The sequence below is a fragment of the Bifidobacterium saguinibicoloris genome, from assembly GCF_019331725.1.
Taxonomy (GTDB): Bacteria; Actinomycetota; Actinomycetes; order Actinomycetales; family Bifidobacteriaceae; genus Bifidobacterium; species Bifidobacterium saguinibicoloris.
Map to the genome: position 1 here is coordinate 1 of NZ_JAHBBF010000016.1, position 22,595 is coordinate 22,595.

The 22,595-nt window shown below is 61.6% G+C and carries 19 protein-coding genes, 1 pseudogene and 1 CRISPR repeat array; of the genes and pseudogenes, 18 read left to right on the top strand and 2 right to left on the bottom strand.

The genetic code is table 11. The annotated features are described in order from the left end of the window. The 16 genes and pseudogenes from KIH78_RS08960 to KIH78_RS09035 form a co-directional block, all read left to right on the top strand. On the top strand, window positions 1-194 hold a 194-nt coding region (locus tag KIH78_RS08960; protein WP_219132084.1), incomplete at its 5' end, for a hypothetical protein. Between the two features lie 74 nt (window positions 195-268). After that, window positions 269-786: direct repeats of the CRISPR family, unit length 29 nt; unit sequence GTGTTCCCCGCATACGCGGGGATGATCCC. A 231-nt stretch (window positions 787-1,017) separates the two neighbouring features. After that, window positions 1,018-2,220, top strand: a pseudogene (locus KIH78_RS08965) (IS256 family transposase). 92 nt (window positions 2,221-2,312) lie between these two features. Beyond that, complete coding sequence (locus KIH78_RS08970) at window positions 2,313-2,717, top strand: helix-turn-helix domain-containing protein (protein WP_219132085.1); 405 nt, start codon at window positions 2,313-2,315, stop codon at window positions 2,715-2,717. Window positions 2,718-2,890: 173 nt separating this feature from the next. After that, complete coding sequence (locus KIH78_RS08975) at window positions 2,891-4,150, top strand: SWIM zinc finger family protein (RefSeq protein ID WP_219132086.1); 1,260 nt, start codon at window positions 2,891-2,893, stop codon at window positions 4,148-4,150. Beyond that, window positions 4,147-7,308 carry a CRISPR-associated endonuclease Cas3'' gene (locus tag KIH78_RS08980; RefSeq protein ID WP_236034543.1) on the top strand — a complete coding sequence of 1,054 codons (3,162 nt, stop codon included), beginning with the start codon at window positions 4,147-4,149 and terminating at the stop codon, window positions 7,306-7,308. Before KIH78_RS08975 ends, KIH78_RS08980 begins: the two co-directional genes overlap by 4 nt. A 221-nt stretch (window positions 7,309-7,529) precedes the next feature. Continuing rightward, window positions 7,530-9,230, top strand: coding sequence for a type I-E CRISPR-associated protein Cse1/CasA (casA, locus tag KIH78_RS08985; protein ID WP_219132087.1), 1,701 nt, complete (start codon window positions 7,530-7,532; stop codon window positions 9,228-9,230). 2 nt (window positions 9,231-9,232) lie between these two features. Then, window positions 9,233-9,871: a type I-E CRISPR-associated protein Cse2/CasB gene (gene casB, locus KIH78_RS08990; protein WP_236034544.1), complete on the top strand. Its 639-nt coding sequence runs from the start codon at window positions 9,233-9,235 to the stop codon at window positions 9,869-9,871. Between the two features lie 54 nt (window positions 9,872-9,925). Continuing rightward, a complete protein-coding gene (gene cas7e / locus KIH78_RS08995) occupies window positions 9,926-11,062 on the top strand; it encodes a type I-E CRISPR-associated protein Cas7/Cse4/CasC (protein WP_214315383.1) in 1,137 nt (378 codons plus the stop codon). A gap of 2 nt (window positions 11,063-11,064) precedes the next feature. Then, entirely contained in the window at window positions 11,065-11,826 is a 762-nt protein-coding gene (gene cas5e, locus KIH78_RS09000; protein ID WP_214315378.1) for a type I-E CRISPR-associated protein Cas5/CasD, read from the top strand. 12 nt (window positions 11,827-11,838) lie between these two features. Further along, complete coding sequence (gene cas6e / locus KIH78_RS09005; protein WP_214315376.1) at window positions 11,839-12,543, top strand: type I-E CRISPR-associated protein Cas6/Cse3/CasE; 705 nt, start codon at window positions 11,839-11,841, stop codon at window positions 12,541-12,543. Next, window positions 12,540-13,511: a type I-E CRISPR-associated endonuclease Cas1e gene (gene cas1e / locus KIH78_RS09010; RefSeq protein WP_214315374.1), complete on the top strand. Its 972-nt coding sequence runs from the start codon at window positions 12,540-12,542 to the stop codon at window positions 13,509-13,511. Before cas6e ends, cas1e begins: the two co-directional genes overlap by 4 nt. A gap of 21 nt (window positions 13,512-13,532) precedes the next feature. Then, window positions 13,533-13,886, top strand: a complete 354-nt coding sequence (gene cas2e, locus KIH78_RS09015; RefSeq protein WP_214315372.1) for a type I-E CRISPR-associated endoribonuclease Cas2e — start codon at window positions 13,533-13,535, stop codon at window positions 13,884-13,886. Between the two features lie 80 nt (window positions 13,887-13,966). After that, the gene (locus KIH78_RS09020; RefSeq protein WP_219132088.1) at window positions 13,967-15,154 is read left to right on the top strand and encodes a hypothetical protein; all 1,188 of its coding nucleotides are present in this window, start codon (window positions 13,967-13,969) and stop codon (window positions 15,152-15,154) included. Beyond that, window positions 15,151-16,572 (top strand): tyrosine-protein kinase domain-containing protein, encoded by a 1,422-nt coding sequence (locus tag KIH78_RS09025; protein ID WP_214315368.1) that lies wholly within the window; start codon window positions 15,151-15,153, stop codon window positions 16,570-16,572. Before KIH78_RS09020 ends, KIH78_RS09025 begins: the two co-directional genes overlap by 4 nt. Before the next feature lie 3 nt (window positions 16,573-16,575). Further along, complete coding sequence (locus KIH78_RS09030) at window positions 16,576-17,400, top strand: glycosyltransferase family 32 protein (RefSeq protein WP_219132089.1); 825 nt, start codon at window positions 16,576-16,578, stop codon at window positions 17,398-17,400. Between the two features lie 68 nt (window positions 17,401-17,468). Continuing rightward, entirely contained in the window at window positions 17,469-18,617 is a 1,149-nt protein-coding gene (locus tag KIH78_RS09035) for a glycosyltransferase family 2 protein (protein ID WP_219132090.1), read from the top strand. 18 nt (window positions 18,618-18,635) lie between these two features. Here KIH78_RS09035 and KIH78_RS09040 read toward each other — a convergent pair whose 3' ends face one another. Together KIH78_RS09040 and KIH78_RS09045 are read right to left on the bottom strand one after the other, a co-directional pair. Continuing rightward, a complete protein-coding gene (locus KIH78_RS09040; protein WP_236034545.1) occupies window positions 18,636-19,751 on the bottom strand; it encodes an LCP family protein in 1,116 nt (371 codons plus the stop codon). Window positions 19,752-19,763: 12 nt separating this feature from the next. After that, a complete protein-coding gene (locus KIH78_RS09045; protein ID WP_219132091.1) occupies window positions 19,764-21,188 on the bottom strand; it encodes a sugar transferase in 1,425 nt (474 codons plus the stop codon). 363 nt (window positions 21,189-21,551) lie between these two features. Between KIH78_RS09045 and pssD the strand changes: the two genes are divergently transcribed. Then, window positions 21,552-22,016, top strand: a complete 465-nt coding sequence (gene pssD, locus KIH78_RS09050) for a PssD/Cps14F family polysaccharide biosynthesis glycosyltransferase (RefSeq protein ID WP_219132092.1) — start codon at window positions 21,552-21,554, stop codon at window positions 22,014-22,016. A gap of 11 nt (window positions 22,017-22,027) precedes the next feature. After that, window positions 22,028-22,537, top strand: a complete 510-nt coding sequence (locus tag KIH78_RS09055) for a glycosyltransferase (RefSeq protein WP_219132093.1) — start codon at window positions 22,028-22,030, stop codon at window positions 22,535-22,537. Window positions 22,538-22,595: the final 58 nt, after the last annotated feature.

Below are 22,595 nucleotides of genomic sequence, written 5' to 3' on the forward strand. Positions count from 1 at the left end.
ATGGTCTGGTACAGGGACAAGCGCATCAAGACCGAATACGGCATGAGCATCATGGACAAACGCGTCGAGCTCGGGCTCGTCGCCTGAACACCTGCGATAACGTGCTGAACGACCATACAGACAACGAAGTCCAACAAAACGTCACCGCCCCCAAACCATCAGCCCACACTGCGGAAAAACACCGCTCAACCTGACGAACAAACATTGAAGCAATACACATACGCGGGGATGATCCCCGTCCACCATCGTCAACGGGTGCAAAACAATAGTGTTCCCCGCATACGCGGGGATGATCCCAGCGCGCAGATGCTGAACGCGGCGACGACCATGTGTTCCCCGCATACGCGGGGATGATCCCGGATGTATACGTTGTATCTGCCTCCGCTTTCCGTGTTCCCCGCATACGCGGGGATGATCCCTAGGGGGGCATCATGCTAATAAGTCTTGCAATCGTGTTCCCCGCATACGCGGGGATGATCCCCGGTACCCGGCCGCGAAATTCTACGCGAACGTGTGTTCCCCGCATACGCGGGGATGATCCCGGTTCGGGTGGATGGTGAGCGGTTTCAACGATGTGTTCCCCGCATACGCGGAGATGATCCCACGCTGCCGGCCCCCTTGGTGCGTCGTGTCTGGTGTTCCCCGCATACGCGGGGATGATCCCACCAGCGACGACTCATACAACCTCGACCACTTGTGTTCCCCGCATACGCGGGGATGATCCCCACACCGGCCGCGACTCGTACCGGGTCCGCTGGTGTTCCCCGCATACGCGGGGATGATTCCTGTCCGTACCAGGTGCCGGTGAAGTCCATGGCGGGGACTGTCCCGGAAAGTGTGTAACTGGCTTTGATCGCTGGTCGTGAGACCGGTGGGAAAGGGCCTGTGATGAGCATGCCGACTGAGACAATGGAAACCATGACAACGACGACGGCCGTCGGCAAGGAAGCCACGAATAAACCAAGGAAACGCAGGGCGCCGAAGACGTCCCCGGTCGAGCGCGAGCTCGCGCTGGAGATGATCCGTAAGGCCAAGGAGCAGGGCCTCGACCTGACCGGACCCGATGGGCTGCTCAGACAGTTCACCAGGACCGTGCTCGAGACCGCTCTGGACGAGGAGATGACCGAGCGCGTCGGCCGGGCCAGACACGAGAAAAGCGCGGAGGGTAGGGCGTCGAACACGCGCAACGGCACCACCTCGAAGACCGTCGTGGCCGACGCGGTCGGTCCCGTCACCATCGAGGTGCCGCGTGACCGGGACGGCTCGTTCGCGCCCGTCATCGTCAAAAAGCGCCAGCGGCGTCTGAACGACGTGGGCGAGGTGGTGCTCTCACTGTGCGTAAAGGGGCTCACCACAGGGGAGATCAGCGTCCACTTCAGCCAGATCTACGGCGCCTCGGTCTCCAAGGAGACGATTAGCCGGGTCACCGAGAAAGTCGTCTACCAGATGAGCGAGTGGTCGACGCGCCCCTGGACCGGGTGTACGCGGCCGTGTTCGTCGATGCTATCCATGTCAAGGTGCGTGACGGCCAGGTCGCCAACCGCGCGTTCTACGCGGCCATCGGCGTGGACCTGGATGGCGACCGGGACGTGCTGGGCATCTGGGGCTCGCCTGCTGCCGAGGGCGCCCGGCACTGGCTCACGGTGCTCACGGAACTGAAGAACCGTGGCGTCGAGGACGTGTTCTTCCTGATCTGCGACGGACTGAAGGGGCTGTCCGACGCGGTCGGCGTGGTCTGGCCCGCGCGGTCGTGCAGACCTGCATCATCCATCTGAAACACGTACCAGTATGTGTCCAAAGGCGACTGGAGCGCCATCGGCGACGACCTGAAGCCCGTCTGTACGGCCGTCAGCGAGACCGCCGCCGTTGCCGCGAGCGACGAGATGCTCGTCAGGTGAGCCGAGAAGTATCCCGCGATCCGGGGCCTGTGGATGGACGCGTGGGACAGGTTCGTGCCGCTCCTCGACTGCGACGTCGAAATCAGGCGGGTGATCTGCTCGACGAATGCGATCGAGAGCCTCAACGCCCGGTTCCGTCGTTCCATCAGGGCGCGCGGCCACTTCCCCCGATGAACGTGCCGCCCCGAAGTGCCTGTATCTGACCGTCAGGTCATTGGACCTGACAGGCAAGGGCCAGGTACGATGGACTGCACGGTGGAAACCCGCGCTCAACGCGTTCGCCATCGCCTTCGCCGACCGCTGGCCGGATGACAGAAACTGACAAATGAAAAACCGTCAGTTACACACTTAAAGAGACAGTCCCTTGTCTGACCGTTTCACGGCATTCCGGACCATCATCTGAAGGAGAAAACTATGGTGACGGCAACACGGACGACAGCCAATCGGCTGGTGCCGGGCAGGGTGTATTTCGTGGAAGTGGATGGTTCTGCTTATGAGCTCGATGAGGAACAGGTGCGTTTGTTCCGAGACGTCATTGCTCATGCTTCGTCGGATTGTCGGATGATGACCACTGCTGAGATGGCACGGTTGCTCCGTGTCTCTCCGAAGACCGTCGGCTGTATTCTGGATTCCGGGGTGATCCCGTTCAAGAGAGACAGCCGCACCGGGCAGCGGACGGTCATGGCCGACGACGTACTCAGGTTCAAGCGGGAGTCCGAGCGCCGGCGCAGGAGTGCATTGGAGAATATGCGGGATGCCGCGGAGGAGATCGGCATGTACGACACTCCCGACGAATATATTCCATTCCGAACGAGATGACTTTGAGGCAACGGATGGCCAATCCCATCGAGATGGAACGTGCGTGTCTTTCGTCGGTGTAGACGATTGCGGGGTATGGTGAATCCATGAACGCCGATGTTGTCTCCCCGTTGTTTGCTCCGAATGTTTTCTCCCGAGGAGAAGCGTACTTTCATGAAGGTCGGGTTCGGTCCGTGGGCGCAATCACTCACGGCCTGTTCCATGGGGAGGTCGAGGGTGGAAGTCTCTATGACGTATTGGTGCGTATCGATGATGCTTCCATGCGATGCATGGTCTCGTGCAGTTGTCCGTTTGCGGCGAAAGGCAAGCGTTGCAAGCACTCCGCAGCGGTGATGCTCGCCATCGGCGGCTCCGCGGATAATGACGATGCGTCGCTTGCGCCCCCGCAAGGTGGAGCGGATGTGGCGCTGGGAACATGGTTGGATGAACCGTGCTCTATACGTGTGGACGTCTACGATGAGATTCGTTCCCGTCTGGCCTCATGGTATGGCGCCCATGGTCCGCTGCTGGTATGGGATGAGGCAGTCGTCGGGGAATGCGCGGGAATGGCGGCTGTCACCACGTGTATGGGCGGACCGCGGTTTCCGGTCCTGTCCGGATCGCAGGCCGGGCGTATGACGGAGTCGTTCATCCAATCGTTTCTGGAATCGGACGGTGCGCGTCGTGATGTCGGCGATGCGTTCGAAGGTGCGGACGTCGTTCTGGACAATGCACTGGCGGCTGAGGATTACGGACAGGCGTTGTCCAACGTGTTTCTCGTGATGCGCATCGTGGGAAGTTCCCTGGAATATGTCGGAGGCGATGGGGGAGCCTTCGAAGAGGGAGGCCTTGAGAGGAGTCTGGAGCATTTGGCATGGAAGGTGAGATTGCTCGTGGAAAGAACGGTCGCCGATGAGCGTTCCGGAGTGGGGACGTTTGCGACCATGGCAGCCGGCATCATGGGTTTCCTCCGCGAGGAACCGGAGATATTGGGGGAGAAGCTTGGGGTCGCGCTGCTGTCTTTTTCAAGGAGACAAAGAACACGGCGGATCGCGGATGAGGCGTTGGATGGATGGGAACATGCCATGAACGATGCGGCCGTGTCCCGGCGCTCGTCGCGTTTGCACTCGTATATGTGCCGGCTCAGACATGACGATCTGTTGCTGGCAGGAGAGTATGCGAGGGCGGCGGAATTCGAGTCGGACCATATGGACGATGAGGCGATGGCGTGGCTTGCAGCGACGAGATTCCTACTGGAGGATTCTCTCGATCGAGCATGGGAGGTGGCGGCCCGATATCCGGCGACGAGTCGAGGCTCGCAGGTGGATTCATGCCCGATCGACTCATCGCCTTGCGGTTGGACGGAGCTGTCGGTGGCACTCGCCCGACGGCTTGGTAATTGGGACGCGCTGGAACGATTGAGGCACGCTGCGCTGAAAGGAGCGATGGCATGACGATGGACGATGACGAACTGTCCCTGTCTGATGGCGCACGCCTGTTGTGGGGCAAGACGGACCGGCTCGATGGCAGTCGTTGGCTGCCGTTGTATGTGCATATGGCCGATTCGATCGGTATGGCCGAGAGGCTCTGGGACCATTGGATTCCGGACGGTACCAAGGCCGTTCTCATTCGTGATGTCGCCGACGAATCATTGGCCTGTCGAGTGTATTTGCTTCTGGCAGGTGTTCATGACATTGGAAAGGCTACGCCGCTTTTCCAATCCAAACCGATTCGGTTCGACTTGTTGGGTGACGGCTTGCCTTCATCGTTGGCTTGGTTGCCGGAGCGAGCGGGATTACCGATTCGTGACTTTTCCGACCCGAACCATCCATCCCATCCGATTGCCGGACAGGCCATCCTCGAACGACATCTGACCACAGCATACGGGTGGTCGTCGGACGTCGCGAGATCGTACGGCAGCGTGGTCGGCGGTCATCATGGCACTCCGCCTGACAGTCATCAGCTGAAAGAGGCCCGATGTGGGGAACCAATCCGTATGGGATGGGACGATGCCGCGAAGGACCGGTGGGAACCAGTACAGCGTGAGCTGCTGGAATTCGTGATTCGACGCGTCGGTTTGTCTCCTGACGACATGGTCCGATTGGGAGAACGACGCTTGGAGGCGTCGTCCGAGGCATTGCTGACGGGGGCGGTGATTATGGCCGACTGGATGGCGAGCAATAGTGATGAAGGTATGTTTCCCCTGATTGCCGTTCCGGGCACACTGAGTGGTTTTAGCGAGGACCAGGATGATGACGTGCGTTCTTGGGAAGGTCTGCGTCGTCGTGCGGATCGGGCGTGGCGTACTCTGCGTCTGTGCGCGCCGTGGCATCCCATCACCAACGACTTGCACATGGATGATTCCGTGTTGGACGAATGGTTCCGGAGCCGGTTCTCCCTGCCGCAGGAGGCCTCTCCAAGACCGGTGCAGCGCGAGGCCGTGACGGTCGCCGCACGAGCCGACGACCCCGGACTGATGATTATCGAGGCGCCGATGGGCGAGGGGAAGACCGAGGCGGCGTTCGCTGCGGCGGAACTGCTCGCGCAACGATCCGGTTGCGGAGGCGTATGCATCGCACTGCCCACCATGGCGACCACCGACGCCATGTTCGGCAGAGCACACTCATGGATCGACGCCCTCCCGATGGAACCCGGGACGGATGGGAAGACCGTGTGGCTCGCGCACGGGAAGGCACAGCTCAATGAGGAATTCCGCGGCATCATCGTCGCTTCGCGGAATATGGCGTCAGCCTGGTCATCTATAGACATGGAGGCGCGGCATGGCGTTTCATCCCCCGAAACGGTCGTGTCCGAGTGGATGTGGGGACGCAAGAAAGGCGTACTCGCCAACTTCCTGGTCTGCACCGTCGACCAGGTGCTCATGGGTGCCCTGCAGATGAAGCACGTTGTGTTGAGACAACTGGCGCTTGCCAACAAGGTGGTCGTCATCGACGAATGCCACGCCTATGACGCGTACATGCAGGAGTATCTGAAGCGCATCCTCGAATGGTTGGGAGGGTTCCGTACGCCGGTCATTCTGTTGTCCGCCACGCTGCCGGAGCGGCAGCGCAAGGAGATGGCGGAGGCCTATCTGCGTGGGAGGGAGAGCGGAGAACGGGCGAACGCTCCTTCCCCGACACAGGATGGAGGAGTCAAACGTTCGGCCCGGTACAGGCGGCGTTCGCGTAGTCGATTTGGTGCCGTTGCTTCGAGAGCCAATGCGGTGGACGGTGGCTCGTCGGTTGTCGTGGCATCTGGTTCCGGTACGACCTGCGACGAGGCGTATCCGTTGATCACCTATTCATCCGGCGACCGGTTGCGGATGCGAGCCGTCGAACCGTCCGGCCGAACGCTGCGCGTGACGTGCCGGTTGATGTCGGATGATGATGACTCCCTGACGGTGCTGCTCGATGGATTGCTGCGGGATGGCGGCTGCATCGGAGTCATCTGTGATACGGTTCCTCGCGCGCAGCACGTGGAGGCGTTGCTGTCCGAACGATACGGTAATGATCGGATTCGTTTGACGCATGCCAGGTTCATGGACATGGACCGTATGGACAACGAGCGTGAGCTACGTGAATTGCTTGGGCCGCGAAGCACATTGGCGAACGGGCGACGTCCCGAAAGGCTGATCGTCGTCGGCACGCAGGTGCTTGAACAATCGTTGGACATCGATTTCGACGCGCTGATCACCGACATCGCTCCGGTCGACCTGCTCATGCAGCGGCTGGGACGTGTGCACCGCCACGTGCGAGGCGCCGGTCAACAGGATAGGCCCATACCGCTTCGTGCCGCATCCTGCCATATCCGCGGCATCGCCGAATGGGATGCGGGCATCCCTCGATTCGATGGCGGCGTACAGACCGTTTACGAGGAGGCCTCGTTATTGGAAACGTTAGGAGTGCTGGGATTGGATGTTCCAGGTGCATCGATGGAGGCATCCCTGCCCAAGGACATCGCGTCCACCGTGCGAATGGCGTACCGCGAGCATGCGGAAGAGACGATTCCCAAGACATGGCGTGAGTCGTATGCGAAGGCCGTCGCCTCGCGTACGGACAGACAGGAGAAGAAGCGCGAACGCGCGCGGCATTATCGCATCAAGTCGTTGCGGAGCATGATTGGTGAGGAGGAAACCCTTGTCGACTGGTTCAAAACCACGGCGATCGATGATACCGATGACGACAAAGGGCAGCGTGCGGTGCGCGACACGCAGGAGACGGTCGAGGTCATGCTGCTGCGCCGCCGCGACGATTCCATCCGTTTGCTGCCGTGGGTGGGGGATGCGCGCCATGGCATCGAACCCGGTGCAGAAGTGCCGACGAATTCGGTTCCGGACGATCGTTTGGCTCTGCTTATCTCCCAGTGCTCCGTGCGCCTGCCGATCGCAATGAGCGGATACGGAGGTAAAGGCATCGACGGGCTCATCAAGGAGTTGGAGCTCGGGTGCGTTGACGAAACGATGGTGTGGAGGGATTCGCCATGGCTCGCGGGGAAGCTCGCCGTTTTTCTCGAGGAAGAAGCGGATGGTGGCCTCAGAACTTTGCTGAATGGTTATGTTGTCCGGTATGACCGTCGTGCCGGGTTATATGTGGAACGTGAGACAGGTAGGTAGGTCGCTGCCGCCGGGGAGAATGGATGTGTCCCTCCGTTGAGGGATGACCCAGCGAATGGGCGAGATTATGTGTGGTTCCTCATCGATATGGGGTTTTTACATTATTACATTATCTCTCCCTTTCGCGTTGACATATATATGAGGATGGATTATTCTGAATCATGTCGCAACCAGCCCGAGGAGTCGTCATCGAAGACGGCGGGAAGGATTGGTGGAATACCATGACCGACGATTCTCATGTAAGAGGATTCAACCTTCTTGATGAACCTTGGATGCCGTGTGTGTTCGTGGACGGTAGCGTCAGGGAGCTTTCCATACGTGACGTTTTCCGTGATGCCCCACGTATCCGTTCGATTTCCGGGGATCTCCCGCAGCAGACCGTGCCGTTGGAACGTTTGCTGCTGGCGATTCTGTATTGCGCGTACTGTGATCCGGAAGCCGACCGAAGGCGGATGAGGGATTTATGGAGCGGATTGTGGGGGAACGGGACATTCGATATGGGTCCTCTCCAAGACTACTTCGGTGAGTTCCATGACCGGTTTTACCTTCTTGACCCGGAGCGTCCGTTCTATCAGGTTCCCGATTTGACGTACAACGGCAAAAAAGCGTATGACCCCATCAGCGAGATGATTGCGGACGTGCCGAAGCCGGACAAGTTCCTGTTCTCCATGCGGTCGCCCGACTCATTGGAGTCCATCGGCCTCGCCCAAGCGGCTCGTTGGCTCGTGTTCCTGCAGGCATATGACACCGCAGGCATCAAGACGCCGGTGGCTGGCAATACGCATGTCAATAAAGGGAAGGTGTACGCGCCCAAAGGCATGGCGGGCACCGGATGGATGGGCGTCCTGGGGCCGGTAATGGTCGAGGGCGACAACCTGTTCCACACGCTGATGCTGAACTGGTGCCTGTACGATACCAACAACAATATGGTGAAGATGTTCGGCAATGAGGATGATGTGGCTCCATGGGAGTTCGACGAGTCCTCAGGCCCCGATATCACGGTGCGCACATCCTTCACCGGTCCGGTGGATGCGTTGACGTTCCAGTCCCGGAGGCTGCGGCTGGTGCCGAATAAAGCCGGCAGCCGTATCGTCGGCATCGTGAACTGCTACGGTGACGTCATCGCGCCATACAACACAGACGAGTGCGAGAAGATGACGGCTTGGCGACTCAGTGTGCCGCAGCAGAAGAAACTCGGCCTGTCCTCCCCGCCGCTCATGCCGGTCACCCATGATGCGGGTAAGGCGCTTTGGCGTGGTCTGGCTTCTATGGTCGCGGTGGGTAAGGCGGATTTGCGTCCCGGCGTCGTCCGATGGGTCGAGGAGCTGCAACGCGAAGGCTGCCTGGATGAAGGTGTCCACTTGCTGTCGGTGTTCTCCATCCATGCTCAGGGCATGACCTATGGCACCCAGAGCAGCGTCTATGAGACCGGGATTGATGACGTACTGCAGTTGCCGTTGGCCTTCTCCCGCAAGGATTACGCGGCGATCGGCGCTGCCGTGCATGTCATCGGCAAGACACGTGAAGCCGTGGACGTCATGCTGGCGAACTACGTGCATAACTTGCGGTCGGCAGCCGGAGACCGTATGGCCGGAGGGCGTTCGCAAGCGGCTTCGGAGCGTGTCCGGGAAGATGCCTATGCGCGTCTCGACGGACTGTTCCGCGATCGGCTGGTCGGATTCACCCCGGACAAAGATTATGAAATCTACCGTGACGAATGGCTCGACGACGTGCACCGCATGCTGCTCGTCATCGGAAGCGATTACCTGTCCGACAGCAGCGTATCGGCGTTCGACGAGCATGACGCAGGCCGCATGGGCATGATGACCGCCGCTCGTGCGCGGCTGCTGTTCCTTGGTGGTCTGAACAAGACCTTGGGAAGACTGTCCGCAGATGCCGCCGTGGACAAGAAAGGAGCATGACGATGAGACGATACTTCTCCCGTGACATGGCGGGGAAACTGGGGTACTTCGTCAATCGCAGAATCTTCAAGCTTCAGAACGAGTACACCAAGCGGGATGGAGGGACGCCGGAATCCCGTGCCGCACTCGCCAGGCTACGCCGTGACCTCGATGGGGGGGCACCGGCATGGATGACGATTGGTTCGGATTTGTTCGAAGGCTGGGGACAATCGTTGCCTTCCGGAGAGGAGGACCCCGCCGCGCTCCGTGCAGCGAGGACCACGATGGAACTGTATGCGTGTCATCAGCAGTCCAGACGTCATGGAGTCGCACAGGACGCAGGGGGCGCAGACAAGACCCGCATGACCTTCGGCCGCGCATGTCGCCTCATCGACCCGGACATGGAACATGCGAAAGGCGTCCGGCGTCGTCTGGCCGCCGCCGAAGCGGCGCCGGATTTCAACGGCGTGGTGCGCAGCGTGCGTGCGCTGATCATGCTGATGCGGGCGCTCGGTGACGGGGCGATCACGCTTGATTACCGCTCCCTGGCCCAGGACCTCTATCAGATCCAATTCCCGGAAGCCCGCAGCGAGGTATTCCAGCGTTGGAGCATGGACTACTACTCCGGCACCGGTACGTCAACTACACGCCACGACGCTTGAATCGTCGATTAAAGCTCTCGAAAACCGAACGAAAACACTCGAAAGAAGGACATCATGTTCATCGACTTGTACGACCTGCAGAACGTGCCGCCGAGCAACATCAACCGCGACGACACTGGCAGTCCGAAGACCGCGCATTACGGCGGTACGCTGCGCTCACGTGTCTCGTCGCAGGCGTGGAAGCGCGCCATGCGTGAAATGTTCAAGGACCTGCTGGATTCCAGCCGGCTCGGCGTACGCACCAAGGGCGCGGTCTCGCTGATCCGCGACGCGATCGTCGCCAAGAGGCCCGATCTCGTCGATGACGCGGAGACGTTGGCGAAATGTGCGTTGGCTGCGACCGGCGTTGATGTCAAAGAATCGGATCGTGCGGGCAAGGACAAGGGCACCTTGGCCACGGGATATCTGATTTTCATCGCGTACCGTGAGATCGGGCAGCTGGCCGACGTGGCGATTGGATGGCATGATTCCGGAATCGACGTATCAGGCAAACCGTCCGCCACGATGAAGAAGGAGGTAGGCGGGGTGTTCCACGGCGTCCAAGCCGTCGACATCGCCCTGTTCGGTCGTATGCTCGCTGACGCCCCCGACCTCAACACCGACGCCTCGGCGCAAGTCGCCCACGCGATCTCCGTGGACACGATCACCCCCGAATACGATTACTTCACCGCCGTCGATGACTGCGCCTCGGACGACAATGCCGGCGCCGCCATGATCGACACCGTCGGATTTAACTCGTCCACGCTGTACCGGTACGCGACGTTGGACATCGACTCGCTGTACGAGCAGCTGCGGGACGTGACGGCCACCGTCGAAGGCTCCGCGGCGTTCGTCGAGGCGTTCATCCGCTCCATGCCGACCGGCAAGCAGAACGCTTTCGCCAACCGTACGTTGCCGGGAACCTGCGTGGTGACGCTGCGGGACACCCAGCCGATCAACGTCGTGGACGCATTTGAGGACCCTGTACGAGGCGAGGCCGGATCGTCGATCTCCCGTCAGGCCGCCGTACGACTCGGCCGCAAGCTCAAGCTCGTGCAGGACGCCTACGGCGAGCAGCCGGTGCAGTCGTGGAACATCACCACGGACGAACCGGTCGCCGAACTGGACGAGGTGAGTGTGCACGTGACATTCCCCGTACTGCGATCCGAACTGAAGGAAGCCCTGACGCAGGCGCTGTCCGGCCGGGAGTGACCATGAGCGTATTGCTGTTGCAACTCGCGGGGCCATTGCAGTCCTGGGGCGATTCATCACGGTTCGTGCGCAGGGAGACCCGCACCGAGCCGACGAAAAGCGGGGTAATCGGACTGCTGGCCTGCGCGCAGGGACGTGTCCGTGAGGACCCGATTGAGGATCTGCTGGGACTGTCGTTCGGCGTACGCGTCGAGCAACGCGGGCGGATCATAACGGATTTCCAGACGGAGAAATCCTTGACCCGGAAACGCAATACCCACGAATACGAGAAGACCATGCCGTTGACCTACCGGTACTATCTGGCCGATGCGCGGTTCCTGGTCGCACTGGGTGCGGAGCGATCCGCGCTCGAATCGCTCGACCAGGCGCTGCGGTCGCCCCGATGGCCGCTGTATCTGGGCCGGCGGTCCTGCCCGCCCGCGTTCCCAGTCACCTTGGGCATCCACGATGAGTATGACGATGTCCGTCAGGCGCTGGAACGGGAGCCGTGGCATGCCTCGGCATGGTACCGACGCCGGTACCCGGACCAGACGCTGGAAATCGTGTGCGACGCGTCCGAGGACGAACCGTCTGCGACGCAGGCCGACCTGCCGGTGACGTTCAGTCAGACGGATCGGCGATATGCGGGACGGGCGGTCCACCGCTACCGGATCGGCAATCCTGGAACCGAGGGAGGCGGTCGGGAGACGGCGAAACGAAATGCGCCCGGCATTCCGCCGACCTTTGACGCCACCGGTGCCGACGACCCCATGAATTTCGCATAGGAGCTCATCATCATGTTCATTTCACGTGTGCCATTGAACATGGCCAGAGAAGGTGCGAGACAGCTGATTGCATCGCCGTACCGCACCCATGCCGCGGTAGAGAGCGCATTCCCTCCCGATGCGGTCCGCGACGGCGAGGAAGGCCGCATCCTGTGGCGGTTGGACAACCTGACTCAGGACCACAGCATCTGGCTGTACGTGGTCAGCCCGGAAGCCCCCGATCTCACGCATATCGTCGAACAGGCCGGATGGCCGATGCATGTGCAGTGGGAGAGCAAGGACTACACGCCGCTGCTGTCGCGCATCGCGGTCGGACAGCACTGGCAGTTCCGGCTGCGTGCGAATCCGGTGCGCAGGGCCCGCGTCGACAAAGGCCGCAAACCCAAGGCGAACGGTGAAGACATCGTCGGCAAACTCCAAGGCCATGTCACCGTCAGCCAGCAGCGCGACTGGCTGGTTTCCCGTGCGGAGACGCATGGGTTCGCCCTTCTTTCCGACGACAACGGCGATCCTTCGGTGATTGTCAGGCAACGACATCGGGAACGTTTCACGCGCGAAAACCAGACGGTGACCCTGACCACCGTATTGTTCGACGGCAGACTCGTAGTAACCGACGCAGACCTGTTCCGTCATGCACTCTGTCACGGCGTCGGCCGGGCGAAGGGATTCGGATGCGGCCTACTGACTGTGGCCCCCATCCGGGAGCCGGAGACATGATCGGCAGACGACGGATTCCCGGCGCTCCTCCTCCCGAACTCGGCGAACTCGTCCGTGCCGAGGACCGTCTCTCATTCGCGTACTTCGAGCACTGCGTGATCAACCGGGCGGACAACGCCGTCACCGTCACCGACGAGACGGGGACGATGCATGTCCCCGCGGCGACGTTGAGCGTACTAATGCTGGGACCGGGGGCATCGGTCACCCATCAGGCGATGACGGTAATCGGGGAGAACGGTGCCACCGTGATTTGGGTGGGGGAACGCGGAGTACGCATGTATGCGTTCGGCAAGCCCCTGACCCACTCCTCCGCGTTATTGCAGCAGCAAGCGCGAATGGTGTCGAATACGCGATCGAGACTTGCAGTGGCGCGGAGAATGTACCAGATGCGCTTTCCCGACGAGGACGTCAGCCGACTGACCATGCAACAGCTACGTGGGCGCGAGGGGGCACGTATCCGCCGCATATACCGCGAATGCTCGGCGCGAACCGGTGTGGCATGGGACAAGCGGACGTACGATCATGACGATTTCGAAGCGGGAAGCGAGATCAACAAGGCCCTCTCCGCGGCGCATACCTGTCTGTATGGATTGGCCCATGCCGCAATCGTCGCGCTTGGATGTTCCCCCGGACTGGGATTCGTGCATGTCGGTCATGAAAGGTCATTCGTCTATGATGTAGCGGACCTGTACAAGGCGGAACTGTCCATTCCGGTCGCGTTCGAGACGGCCGAGACACAGCCGGACGACATCGGCTCCGCCACACGTCGGCGAATGAGGGATGCTGTCTACGATTTGTCGATTATGAAACGCATGGTGCGTGACATCCGAGATTTGCTCGTGGAAGGACTCACCTCCGATGACGAACTTGGAGAAGACCATGTGGGCTTGTGGGATGGTAAGGACGGCGAAGTGGCCGCCGGCGTCTCCTACGGGGTCGATGAGTTCACGGACGATGGCGAATGGTGATGCTGCGAGGAGACGGTCGCAATGGTCGTAATAGTGTTGACGGCGTGCCCTGCCGGACTGCGCGGTGATCTGACCCGATGGCTGTTGGAGATATCGGCGGGTGTGTTCGTCGGTCATGTGAGTGCGAAAGTACGTGACCGGTTGTGGTCGCGGATTGTCGACCTGATTCGTGACGGGCGTGCAATCATGGTGTATTCCGCGCGCAACGAACAGCACTTCGCCTTTCGGGTGCACCGTGCCGATTGGACTCCCGAGGATTGTGACGGACTGGAACTCATCAAACGTCCCAAGACTGGCGCGCGTTCCGATGCAAGCGCACGCAGAAACGGCTGGAGCAATGCCAGTAAATGGCGTGCGGCACGGAAATTCGGGTAGGGGTTGCCCCCATGTCTGGAGCGTGGGCGACAATGACAACGTAGTGTCGGTGGTTTGTGATTGGCGCGGGAGGAAGTGGCATGTCGCGGCTGATGACGGATCGCTCCCGCGCCGCGGCGTTGTCCATGCGGCTGTCCGACGCGTTCCTCATCATCGTCTTCGCGGTCCAATGTCTGGGACAGGCGTTGGGGTACAACAGCGGCGACGAAGCGTATGTCCTCATCACCGCATTGGGTTGCGTCCTGTTGGCAAACGCCATGATATGCCGGGCGTATGGTGTCCGTGACGTCGTTGTCGCGTTGCTGCTGGTCGGTGTGGCGCTGCTGAACATGATGCTGACCGGCGAGTTCACGGTGCTGCTTTCGGTGTTGCTGATTCTGGCGGCATGGGACATGGAGATTCGTCCGGTGCTGCTGTGCGCGTGCCTCGCCAAAGGTGCGGGGTTGGCCGTGCTGGCCCTGTTCGGCTGGGCCGGGGTGTTCGACGTCACCCGTACCACCCATTATTCCGCCGCCGCGGGTGGGTTCGTCACCCGTATCGGCATCAACGGCGGTTCGACGAACATCGTCCACCTGTGCTTCTTCATGGTGCTCGCCCTGAGCTGCGTGTTGTGGCGTCGGGCTTCCTCACTGCCGTCGCTGTCGCTGATGTTCATGGGCAATGCCGGGCTGTATCTTGTGTTCACGCGCAGCATCACCGGATTGGCCGTCACGTCGGGCATGCTGCTGCTTGCCGGCCTGTTGCGGTATTGGCCGTGGTTCGCGGCGGTCTTCGACCGGTGCGCGCATTTCGTCGTGCCGGCGTGCGTGCTCTTCTTTCTGGGCACCGGCTACCTGTATCGGGGGGCTTCGGGCTGGCTGGGCACGCTCGACCATCTGATGACCGGCCGCATCCGCAACGACCACTGGTGGTTGGCGAACTACGGCGTCAGCTTGTTCGGCCAGTCCAGTCCGGTGCGGGACGTGGCGTTCGACAACAGCGTCGTGTACATGGCGGTCCGTCAGGGTTTGGTCCTGAGCGTGCTCCTGTTCGGGGCCATCTGGCTGATGCTGCTGCGGTACGGCCGGCAGCGGCGTACGGACATGACGTTCCTGCTGTTCGTCGTGTTCGTGTATGCGATGAGCGAGAGCTTCCTGCCGAGCGCGGTGACGAATCCCGCGCTGTTCGCGCTGCTGCCCCTGATCCGGGGCTCCCACGGCGCCCAGGACGTGCAGAACGTGCAAGACGTGCAAGGTTGTTCCGATCCGGAGGAAAGGTGTCTGATATGACGGTGCTTACATTCCTGCATGCGTTGCGTCGCCATCTGGTCATGGCGATCGTAATCCCGCTCGTCGTGACCGTCGGCGCGGTGGGATTGTCGTTCGCGCAGACGCCGATGTACGCCGCCACCGCGAAGCTGTTCGCCATGTATCAGGGGTCGTCGGAGGGGACGTCCGACCTGACCAACGGTGCCAGCTACATCGCGAGCCAGATCGACAGCTATCCGGATCTGGTCAAGACCAATGCCGTGCTCAAGCCGGTCATCAACCGGTACGGTCTCGACGACACGGTCGCTTCCCTGGGCGAGCGCATCGACGTGCAGCGCCCCGAGGGGACGATGCTGCTGACGATCACCGTCACCGACGGGAATGCGCAACGGTCCGCCGAACTCGCCAACGCCGTCGCGCAGTCGCTGCAGCATCAGGTGTCCTCCGGTCTGTACGAGCATGGGGACCAGACCGACGCCGTGTCCCCGATCAACCTGAGCGTCGTGGACGAGGCGTTGCCGCCGTCGAAACCGTCCAAACCGAATCATGTCAAATACGGTGTGGTGGGCATGCTCGCGGGCGTCGTGCTTGCGGTCACGGCGGTCGTCCTGCGTTCGCTGCTCGACGTGCGCATCCACGACCGCAAGGACTTCGCCGCCCTTGTACCGGACATGCCGATCTTCGGCGAGCTCGCCAAGGGCCCGGGGTATGCGGGCGATGCCGCCGCGGTGATCGGCAGGCCCGGTGGCATGGAGGCCGACGAGATCCGCCGCATCCGCACGAACCTGCTGTTCTCCAAGCCGGCGTCGGCGGACAACAAGGGGAACGTGCTCGTCGTCACTTCCGTGCAGGCGGGGGAGGGGAAGACGACGTTCAGCGTCAACCTCGCCGCCGCCTGTGCGGAGGCCGGTCGCCGCGTGCTGCTCATCGATGCGGATCTGCGGCATCCGTCCGTCGCCGACCGTCTGGGTATCACGGGGTCGCTGGGCCTCGCGCACGTGCTCACCGCGCAGGCCTCGTTCGAGGACGCGGTGCAGCAGTATTGGAAAGCCAACTACAGCGTGCTGCCGGCCGGCCGCAGGACCGAGAACCCGAACATGCTCATCGACTCCGATGGTATGCGCAGCCTGCTCAAGCATGTCGCGTCCCTCTACGATGACGTGATCGTCGACACCTGCCCGCTCATGGTGGGCAATGACGCCGCATTGCTGGCGCGCGGGCAGGGGAATGTGATCATGCTCGTCGGGCTTGGCGTGGAGGACCGCAGGGAGCTGCCGGAAGCCCTCGAAGGGCTCGAGATGGCCGATGTCAAGCCGTTGGGCGCGGTGCTGAACTACGCCGAACGGCACGACCGTCAGGGACACTATTACGGCAACTACTATCACAACGCGGACAAGCGGAAGAAGACCGGCAGGAGAAGCGCCGGCAGGAAGAAGTAGGCCATGACCGCCGATGCGAAAGGGACCACGATCCCCAAGGTCATCCACTACTGCTGGTTCGGACATGGTCCGCTGCCCGAGGAGGCGGAGGCGTGCATCGCCAGCTGGCGGCGGTACTGCCCCGATTTCGAGATTCGTCGATGGGATGAATCGAACTTCGACGTGTCGCAGGTGCCGTACGTGCGTGAGGCGTACGAGGCCGGGCGGTGGGCGTTCGTGTCCGATTACGTGCGTCTGTGGGTCATCGAGCATGAGGGCGGCGTGTACCTGGACACGGATGTCGAGGTGGTGGCGCCGTTGGAACAGTTGTTGGCGGGTATGACGTGTGTGGTCTGCGAGGAACGTCCCGGGCGCGTCAACACGGGCGTGGGATTCGCCGCGACGCCCCATCATCCCGCGGTCAGGGCCATGCTGGAGGAATACCGGGACGCCCGATTCCTCACTGCAACGGGCGCGTATAACCTCACCGCATGCCCGGTCCGCAATACGCGCGGCATGCGGAAGGTCGGATACCGTGGGGCCGCAGGCGTCCTCGACGATGCGGACTGCATGGTGCTTCCGGCGGAGGTCATGTCGCCGATGGACCCGGAAACGGGGGAGCTTCACTTGACCGACAGGACCGTGTCCATCCACCATTTCGCGGCGTCGTGGAAAACGGACGAGGAAAAACGCGACTACGCGTCCAAGCAGGCGTTGCGAAGACGGTTCGGCAGGTTCGGTGTACTGCTGTACCATGCGTCCGTGTTCACGCGTGCCGTCCGACGCGACGGTGTGGGCGCGGCGTTGAATCGTGTCCGAGTCTGGTTTGCGGGACGGTCGCGGAAGTAGTGTTGTCGGGGTGCGACACTGTCCGATTGCGCGGACATCGTCGGCAGGGGACGGGAAGGAGACGGAAGATGCGTTTGGGCGCGGGCATGGTGGTGAGGAAACTGCTGCGGAAAGCGGCCATGGCGACCCATCTGAACGGTGCGATCTACCGGTGGATGATGCCGCGCATCTCGCGAATCCTGCCGATTCCGCCGTTGCATGAGAGCTCGAAGAAGCTGGAGACGCTGAGCGTGGATCCGCGGACTTCGGCCATTCGTGAGCAGCCCGCCATCCGTGACACGGAATCGGACCTCGACCTGCAGATCATCGTGCCCGCATACAACGCCGAAGCGACGTTGCGTGCATGCGTCGAATCGGTGCTGGACCAACGGACCAAGTACTCATATCGCATCGACATCGTCGACGACGGTTCCACGGATGCGACGGGAGACATCGCCAGCTCCCTCGAACTGGACCACCCAGGCCGTATACGTGTCATCACCCAGGAGAACAAGGGGTTCTCCGGTGCCCGGAACACCGGGCTTCGGCGTCTGGACGCGCGGTACATCACGTTCCTTGATTCCGATGACGAATTGGCTTCCGGCGCGATTGATGTCTTGCTTGACGCAGCAGCGCGATCCCATGCGGATATCGTGGAAGGGAATTGGGAGCGGCTTGGAGATACGGTTCGGAAGGACAGGGGGTTTTCGTCGGACGGATACCCGTGGGGTAAAGTCTATGGGGCCGATTTGTTCGCCGCGCTTCAGTTCCCCGAAGGCTATTGGTTCGAGGACACCATGATCGCGTTCATCGTCTGCACGTTGGCGGGAAGCGTGCACTGCATCCCGCGGACGGTGTACCGATACCGTGTCAATCCTCATTCCATCTCGCACACGTATTTCCGGTCAGTGAAAAGCCTCGATACCGTGTACGTCACCAACCAATGCCTGCGGGACTTACGGGCGTTGAATGCCGATTTCGATTCGGGACGGCTGCTTGACTTGTTCCTTATGCAGGTGGTGCGCAACTTCAACCGTACCATCGGGTTCGCCAGACCTGTTCGGACCGCGGTGTTCCAGTACGAAGTCGCTCTGCTGGAGGAGTACTTTCCCGATGCGGTTCTACAGGGCGTGGATGGGTATTATGCCGATTTGTTCCGAACCTTGCGCGACCATGATTTCGGGCGGTATCGCCTGTTCTGCTGGACGCATGACTGTTCATGGCCGGAACAGGCATGACAGGCAACCCTCCTGCGTCTATTCGTCGCCGACGATGCTGCCGCTGTTCAGGGATTGTTCCATCATCTGCCGGTAGTCGCGTGGGCTGGTGGCGTTCGCGGCGGCTCCCAGCTGTTCGTTCTTGAGCTGTTGTTCCGGTATGGTCTGTCCGTCGTCCTTCGGGCCGAGCCCTGCGTCGACGCGCTGCATCATGGTCCGCCATTCGTCGTATGCGACGCCGACGTAGCTGACGCCGTGGTCCGTGAACGCGTAGCTGGGCACAGACGCGCTGCCGATGACCGGCGACTTGCCGCGGAACCGGTTGGCCAATGCCGCGATGTCCGCGACCGACATGTCCGTGTTCACGCCCTGCGCCATGGTGCGGATGATGTTCAGGAGCTTGTCGGCCGGCATGTCGAGCGACTGGCGGATGTTGGCGGTGATGATCAGCCGCTGCGCCTGGGTGCGGCTGTAGTCGCCGCCGGAGACGTTGTAGCGTTCGCGTGCGAAGCCGAGCGCCTGCTCTCCGGTCAGGGTCTGCTCTCCGGCATTGAGGCTGACCCCGCTGTTGCCCGCCTGGAAAGATTCCGGTACATCGACGGTGACGCCGTCCAACAGGTCGATGACCTCGACGAGCTTGTCGAAGTCGACTTCGGCGTAATGCGTGATCGGTACGCCGGTGAAAGCGCGGACCTCCTTGATGATTTTGGCCGATCCGCCGATCGAGTATGCGGCGTTGAGTTTGGCCGTATGCCCGTCGAGGTCGATCATCATGTCGCGGGGGATGGAGATGAGGTCGATGCGTCCTTCGCCTTCCGGGTCGATCCGGGCGAGGACCATCGTGTCGCTGCGCCCGTTCTCCGTGTCGGTCCGGCGGTCGGTGCCGACCAGCAGGCTGTAGAACGGTTGCGACGCGTCGTCCGTGGTGTTGCCGGGCTGCGACAGGGCGGCGCGCGTTTCGTCAGACACGCTCATCGTGGTGTTCAGATACGTCATGAACCCGACGGCGAGGCTTACGGGAATGATGACGAGAATGGTCAGGAACGCCGCGACTACGAGTATGATGGTCCGTTTCCGTGAGCGTCGCCGTGCCGCCGCGTGTCTGGGCGTCGCGTCGTCGTCCTGTGGTTCGTCGTCGATGATGTCGTTGTCCATGATTCACCTCCCTCAGTATGCGCCCTTGCCGCCGATGACGGACCATGCCGTGCGCAGTAGGATCGACAGGTCTCCGAGGAGACTGTGGTTCTGTACGTACGCCACGTCCAGGTTGGCGCTGGTCTTGAAATCGAGGTCGCTGCGTCCGGAAACCTGCCATAGCCCAGTGAGTCCCGGTTTGACGAGCATGCGCAACGCGTACCAATCGTCGTAGGAGGCGAATTCGTCTGGCAGCGGCGGGCGGGGGCCTACGATGCTCATGTCGCCCTTGAGTACGTTCCATAGTTGCGGCAGCTCGTCGATGGACAGGCGCCGGATGATGCGGCCCGTCCGCGTCAGGCGTGGATCGTTTTTCAGCTTGAACAAGGCCGTATTGGTCTCATATGCGTTCTGCTGGAGCGTGGGTTTGAGCGTCTCGGCGTCCATGCGCATGCTGCGCAGTTTGAGCATATTGAATGGGCGGCCTTTGAGCCCGATGCGCTGCTGTCGGAAGAAGACCGGGCCGTGGTCCTCGTGACGGATGAAGAGGGCGGTCACGCCGATGATGAGGGCGGCTGGAATGAGGCAGATCGTGGCGATGACGATGTCGAACAGGCGTTTGGCCGCGCGGCGGGGCAGCTCGTACTGGGGGAGTCTGAGCCTCAGGTCTCCTCCCGGTTCCAGATTGTCCGCCATGGCGATGTGATGCGCGAACATGGCCGGGACGGACAGGCAGATGATGTCCACGCCGTTGGCTTCCAACCGGACGAGCAGACCCTGCACGTCCGGGTCGGTCGGTTGCAGGTCCGATGCCAGAATCGCGAGATCGTAGTCGGGCGTGTAGTCGGCGCGGCGGATGGCGTCGACCGCAACGATAGGCAGCGCCGTGACGGCTGCACGATCTTCGGAGGCGTCGACGCCGCCGTCGCCATCGCCCTTCGGCCGCATGATGCAGACGGCCGTCGGCGTGCATCCCTGTGCGATACCGGAGCCGGCATGTCCAATGGTGTTCTGGATCGAATCAGGCGTGCCGATGATCAGCGCATTGCGTGTGAAATGATGATGACGGGAACCGTGTGCGATGACCAGCCGCATGATGCCGTGTGCCGCCGCGCAGCCGGTCAGGGCGAGGACGGCGATCGTCAGATCCAGCAGCGGCGGGATTCCTGAGGGCAGCACGTGTCCGATCACCCACATCGCAATCAGACAACGGACACAGGTGACGGTCAGAGCACGCCGGGTCGAGGCCCGCCGGCCGATGGCATGCCGGCAATACAGATGGCTTCCCCATGCACAGGCTGCCCATGCCAGCCCCCACGTCAGCGGATGGATGATGACCGCATGCGGATTGGGAAGAGGATGCATGCCCGGGGCCAAGGCAGTTGCTGCCATAAGAACGCCGTATGCACAGCAGGCGGTCCATATCGCATCGGACGTGCTGGATACGGCGGCCGCCACAGTCCAATCCCGCTGTGGCTCGGCTGGCTGTGCCGGCATGACTCCTCCTGCTGCGACGGGCGCATTACGTACCCTGCATGTTCCTTCCTCACACAGAGGTGATGCGCGCCATCTCTCGTCTCAATCGATGATACTCGTTTCATAGCCATAAGGGGGAATCGATACCCACGTCAGTGTGTTGCCTGAGAGTCGCAAAGTCGGTACGACCGTTGTGAAAACGGTGTTTCTTTCCAGTGTTTTCGGACATTTGCGGCACATGATGGGCTGTGACTGCATCGGGGGGGGGGTAGCTGATACACTGCCCGATAGATGGGCATCCTACGTTGTTTCGTAGCGGTGACCGCCATGAGGAGGAGGTTCACGGTGGAACATCCGGAAACAAAAGTGTGTCTGGTCTGTTCGAGCGGAGGGCATCTCGCGCAGCTGTACAGGCTCAAGCCGTGGTGGGGCGGCAGACAACGCTTCTGGGTGACGTTCGACAAACCCGATGCGAACAGTCTTCTGGAAGGCGAACGCGTCTATCACTGCTTCTACCCGACCAACCGGAACATCCCGAATCTGCTGCGCAATACGTGGCTGGCATGGAAGGTGCTCCGGAAGGAACGGCCCAGACTGATTGTCTCCACCGGCGCGGCGGTCGCGGTGCCGTTCTTCTACGTGGGCAAACTGCTCGGCATGAGAACCGCGTTCATCGAGATCTTCGACCGTGTCGACAAGCCGACGCTGACCGGGCGGCTGGTCCGTCCCGTGGCCGACCGCATCTTCGTGCAATGGCCCGAGATGACGGACGTGTATCCGGGAAGCATCTATGCGGGGAGCGTGTTCTGACCATGATGTTCGTGACTGTTGGAACCCATGAGCAGCCGTTCGACAGACTGATTCGGGCCGTCGACGAATTGAAGGGGGCCGGAAGGATTGACGAGGACGTGTTCATCCAGACGGGGTATGCGACGTACAAGCCTGAGCATTGCCGGTGGGCTTCCTTCCTGGACAGCGAGGAGATGCGGCGCATGTTCCAGGAGTCCGACGTCTGCATCACGCACGGCGGGCCGTCCAGCTTCCTGCAGGCGCTGGATGCCGGCACGGTGCCGGTGGTGGTGCCGAGAAGGCAGGAACTCGGCGAACATGTCAACGACCATCAGGTCGAATTCGCCGAGATGGTCGAACGGCGGTTCGGCGACATCGTCGTCGTGAACGACGTCGCGAAACTGGCGGACGGCATCGGGCGAAGCCGGAGGATGACGGCGGAAGGCTCAGGCCATCTGCCCGCGGAGAACGCGAGGTTCTGCGAACGGTTCGCGCGGGAGATGGACGGGTTGCTCGCCGGTGCTGGAGTCTCTGATGAGTAGACCATTGCGCATTGCGGTATGCGGACGGTGCGACAGCAGGGGAGGCACGGAAGTCGCG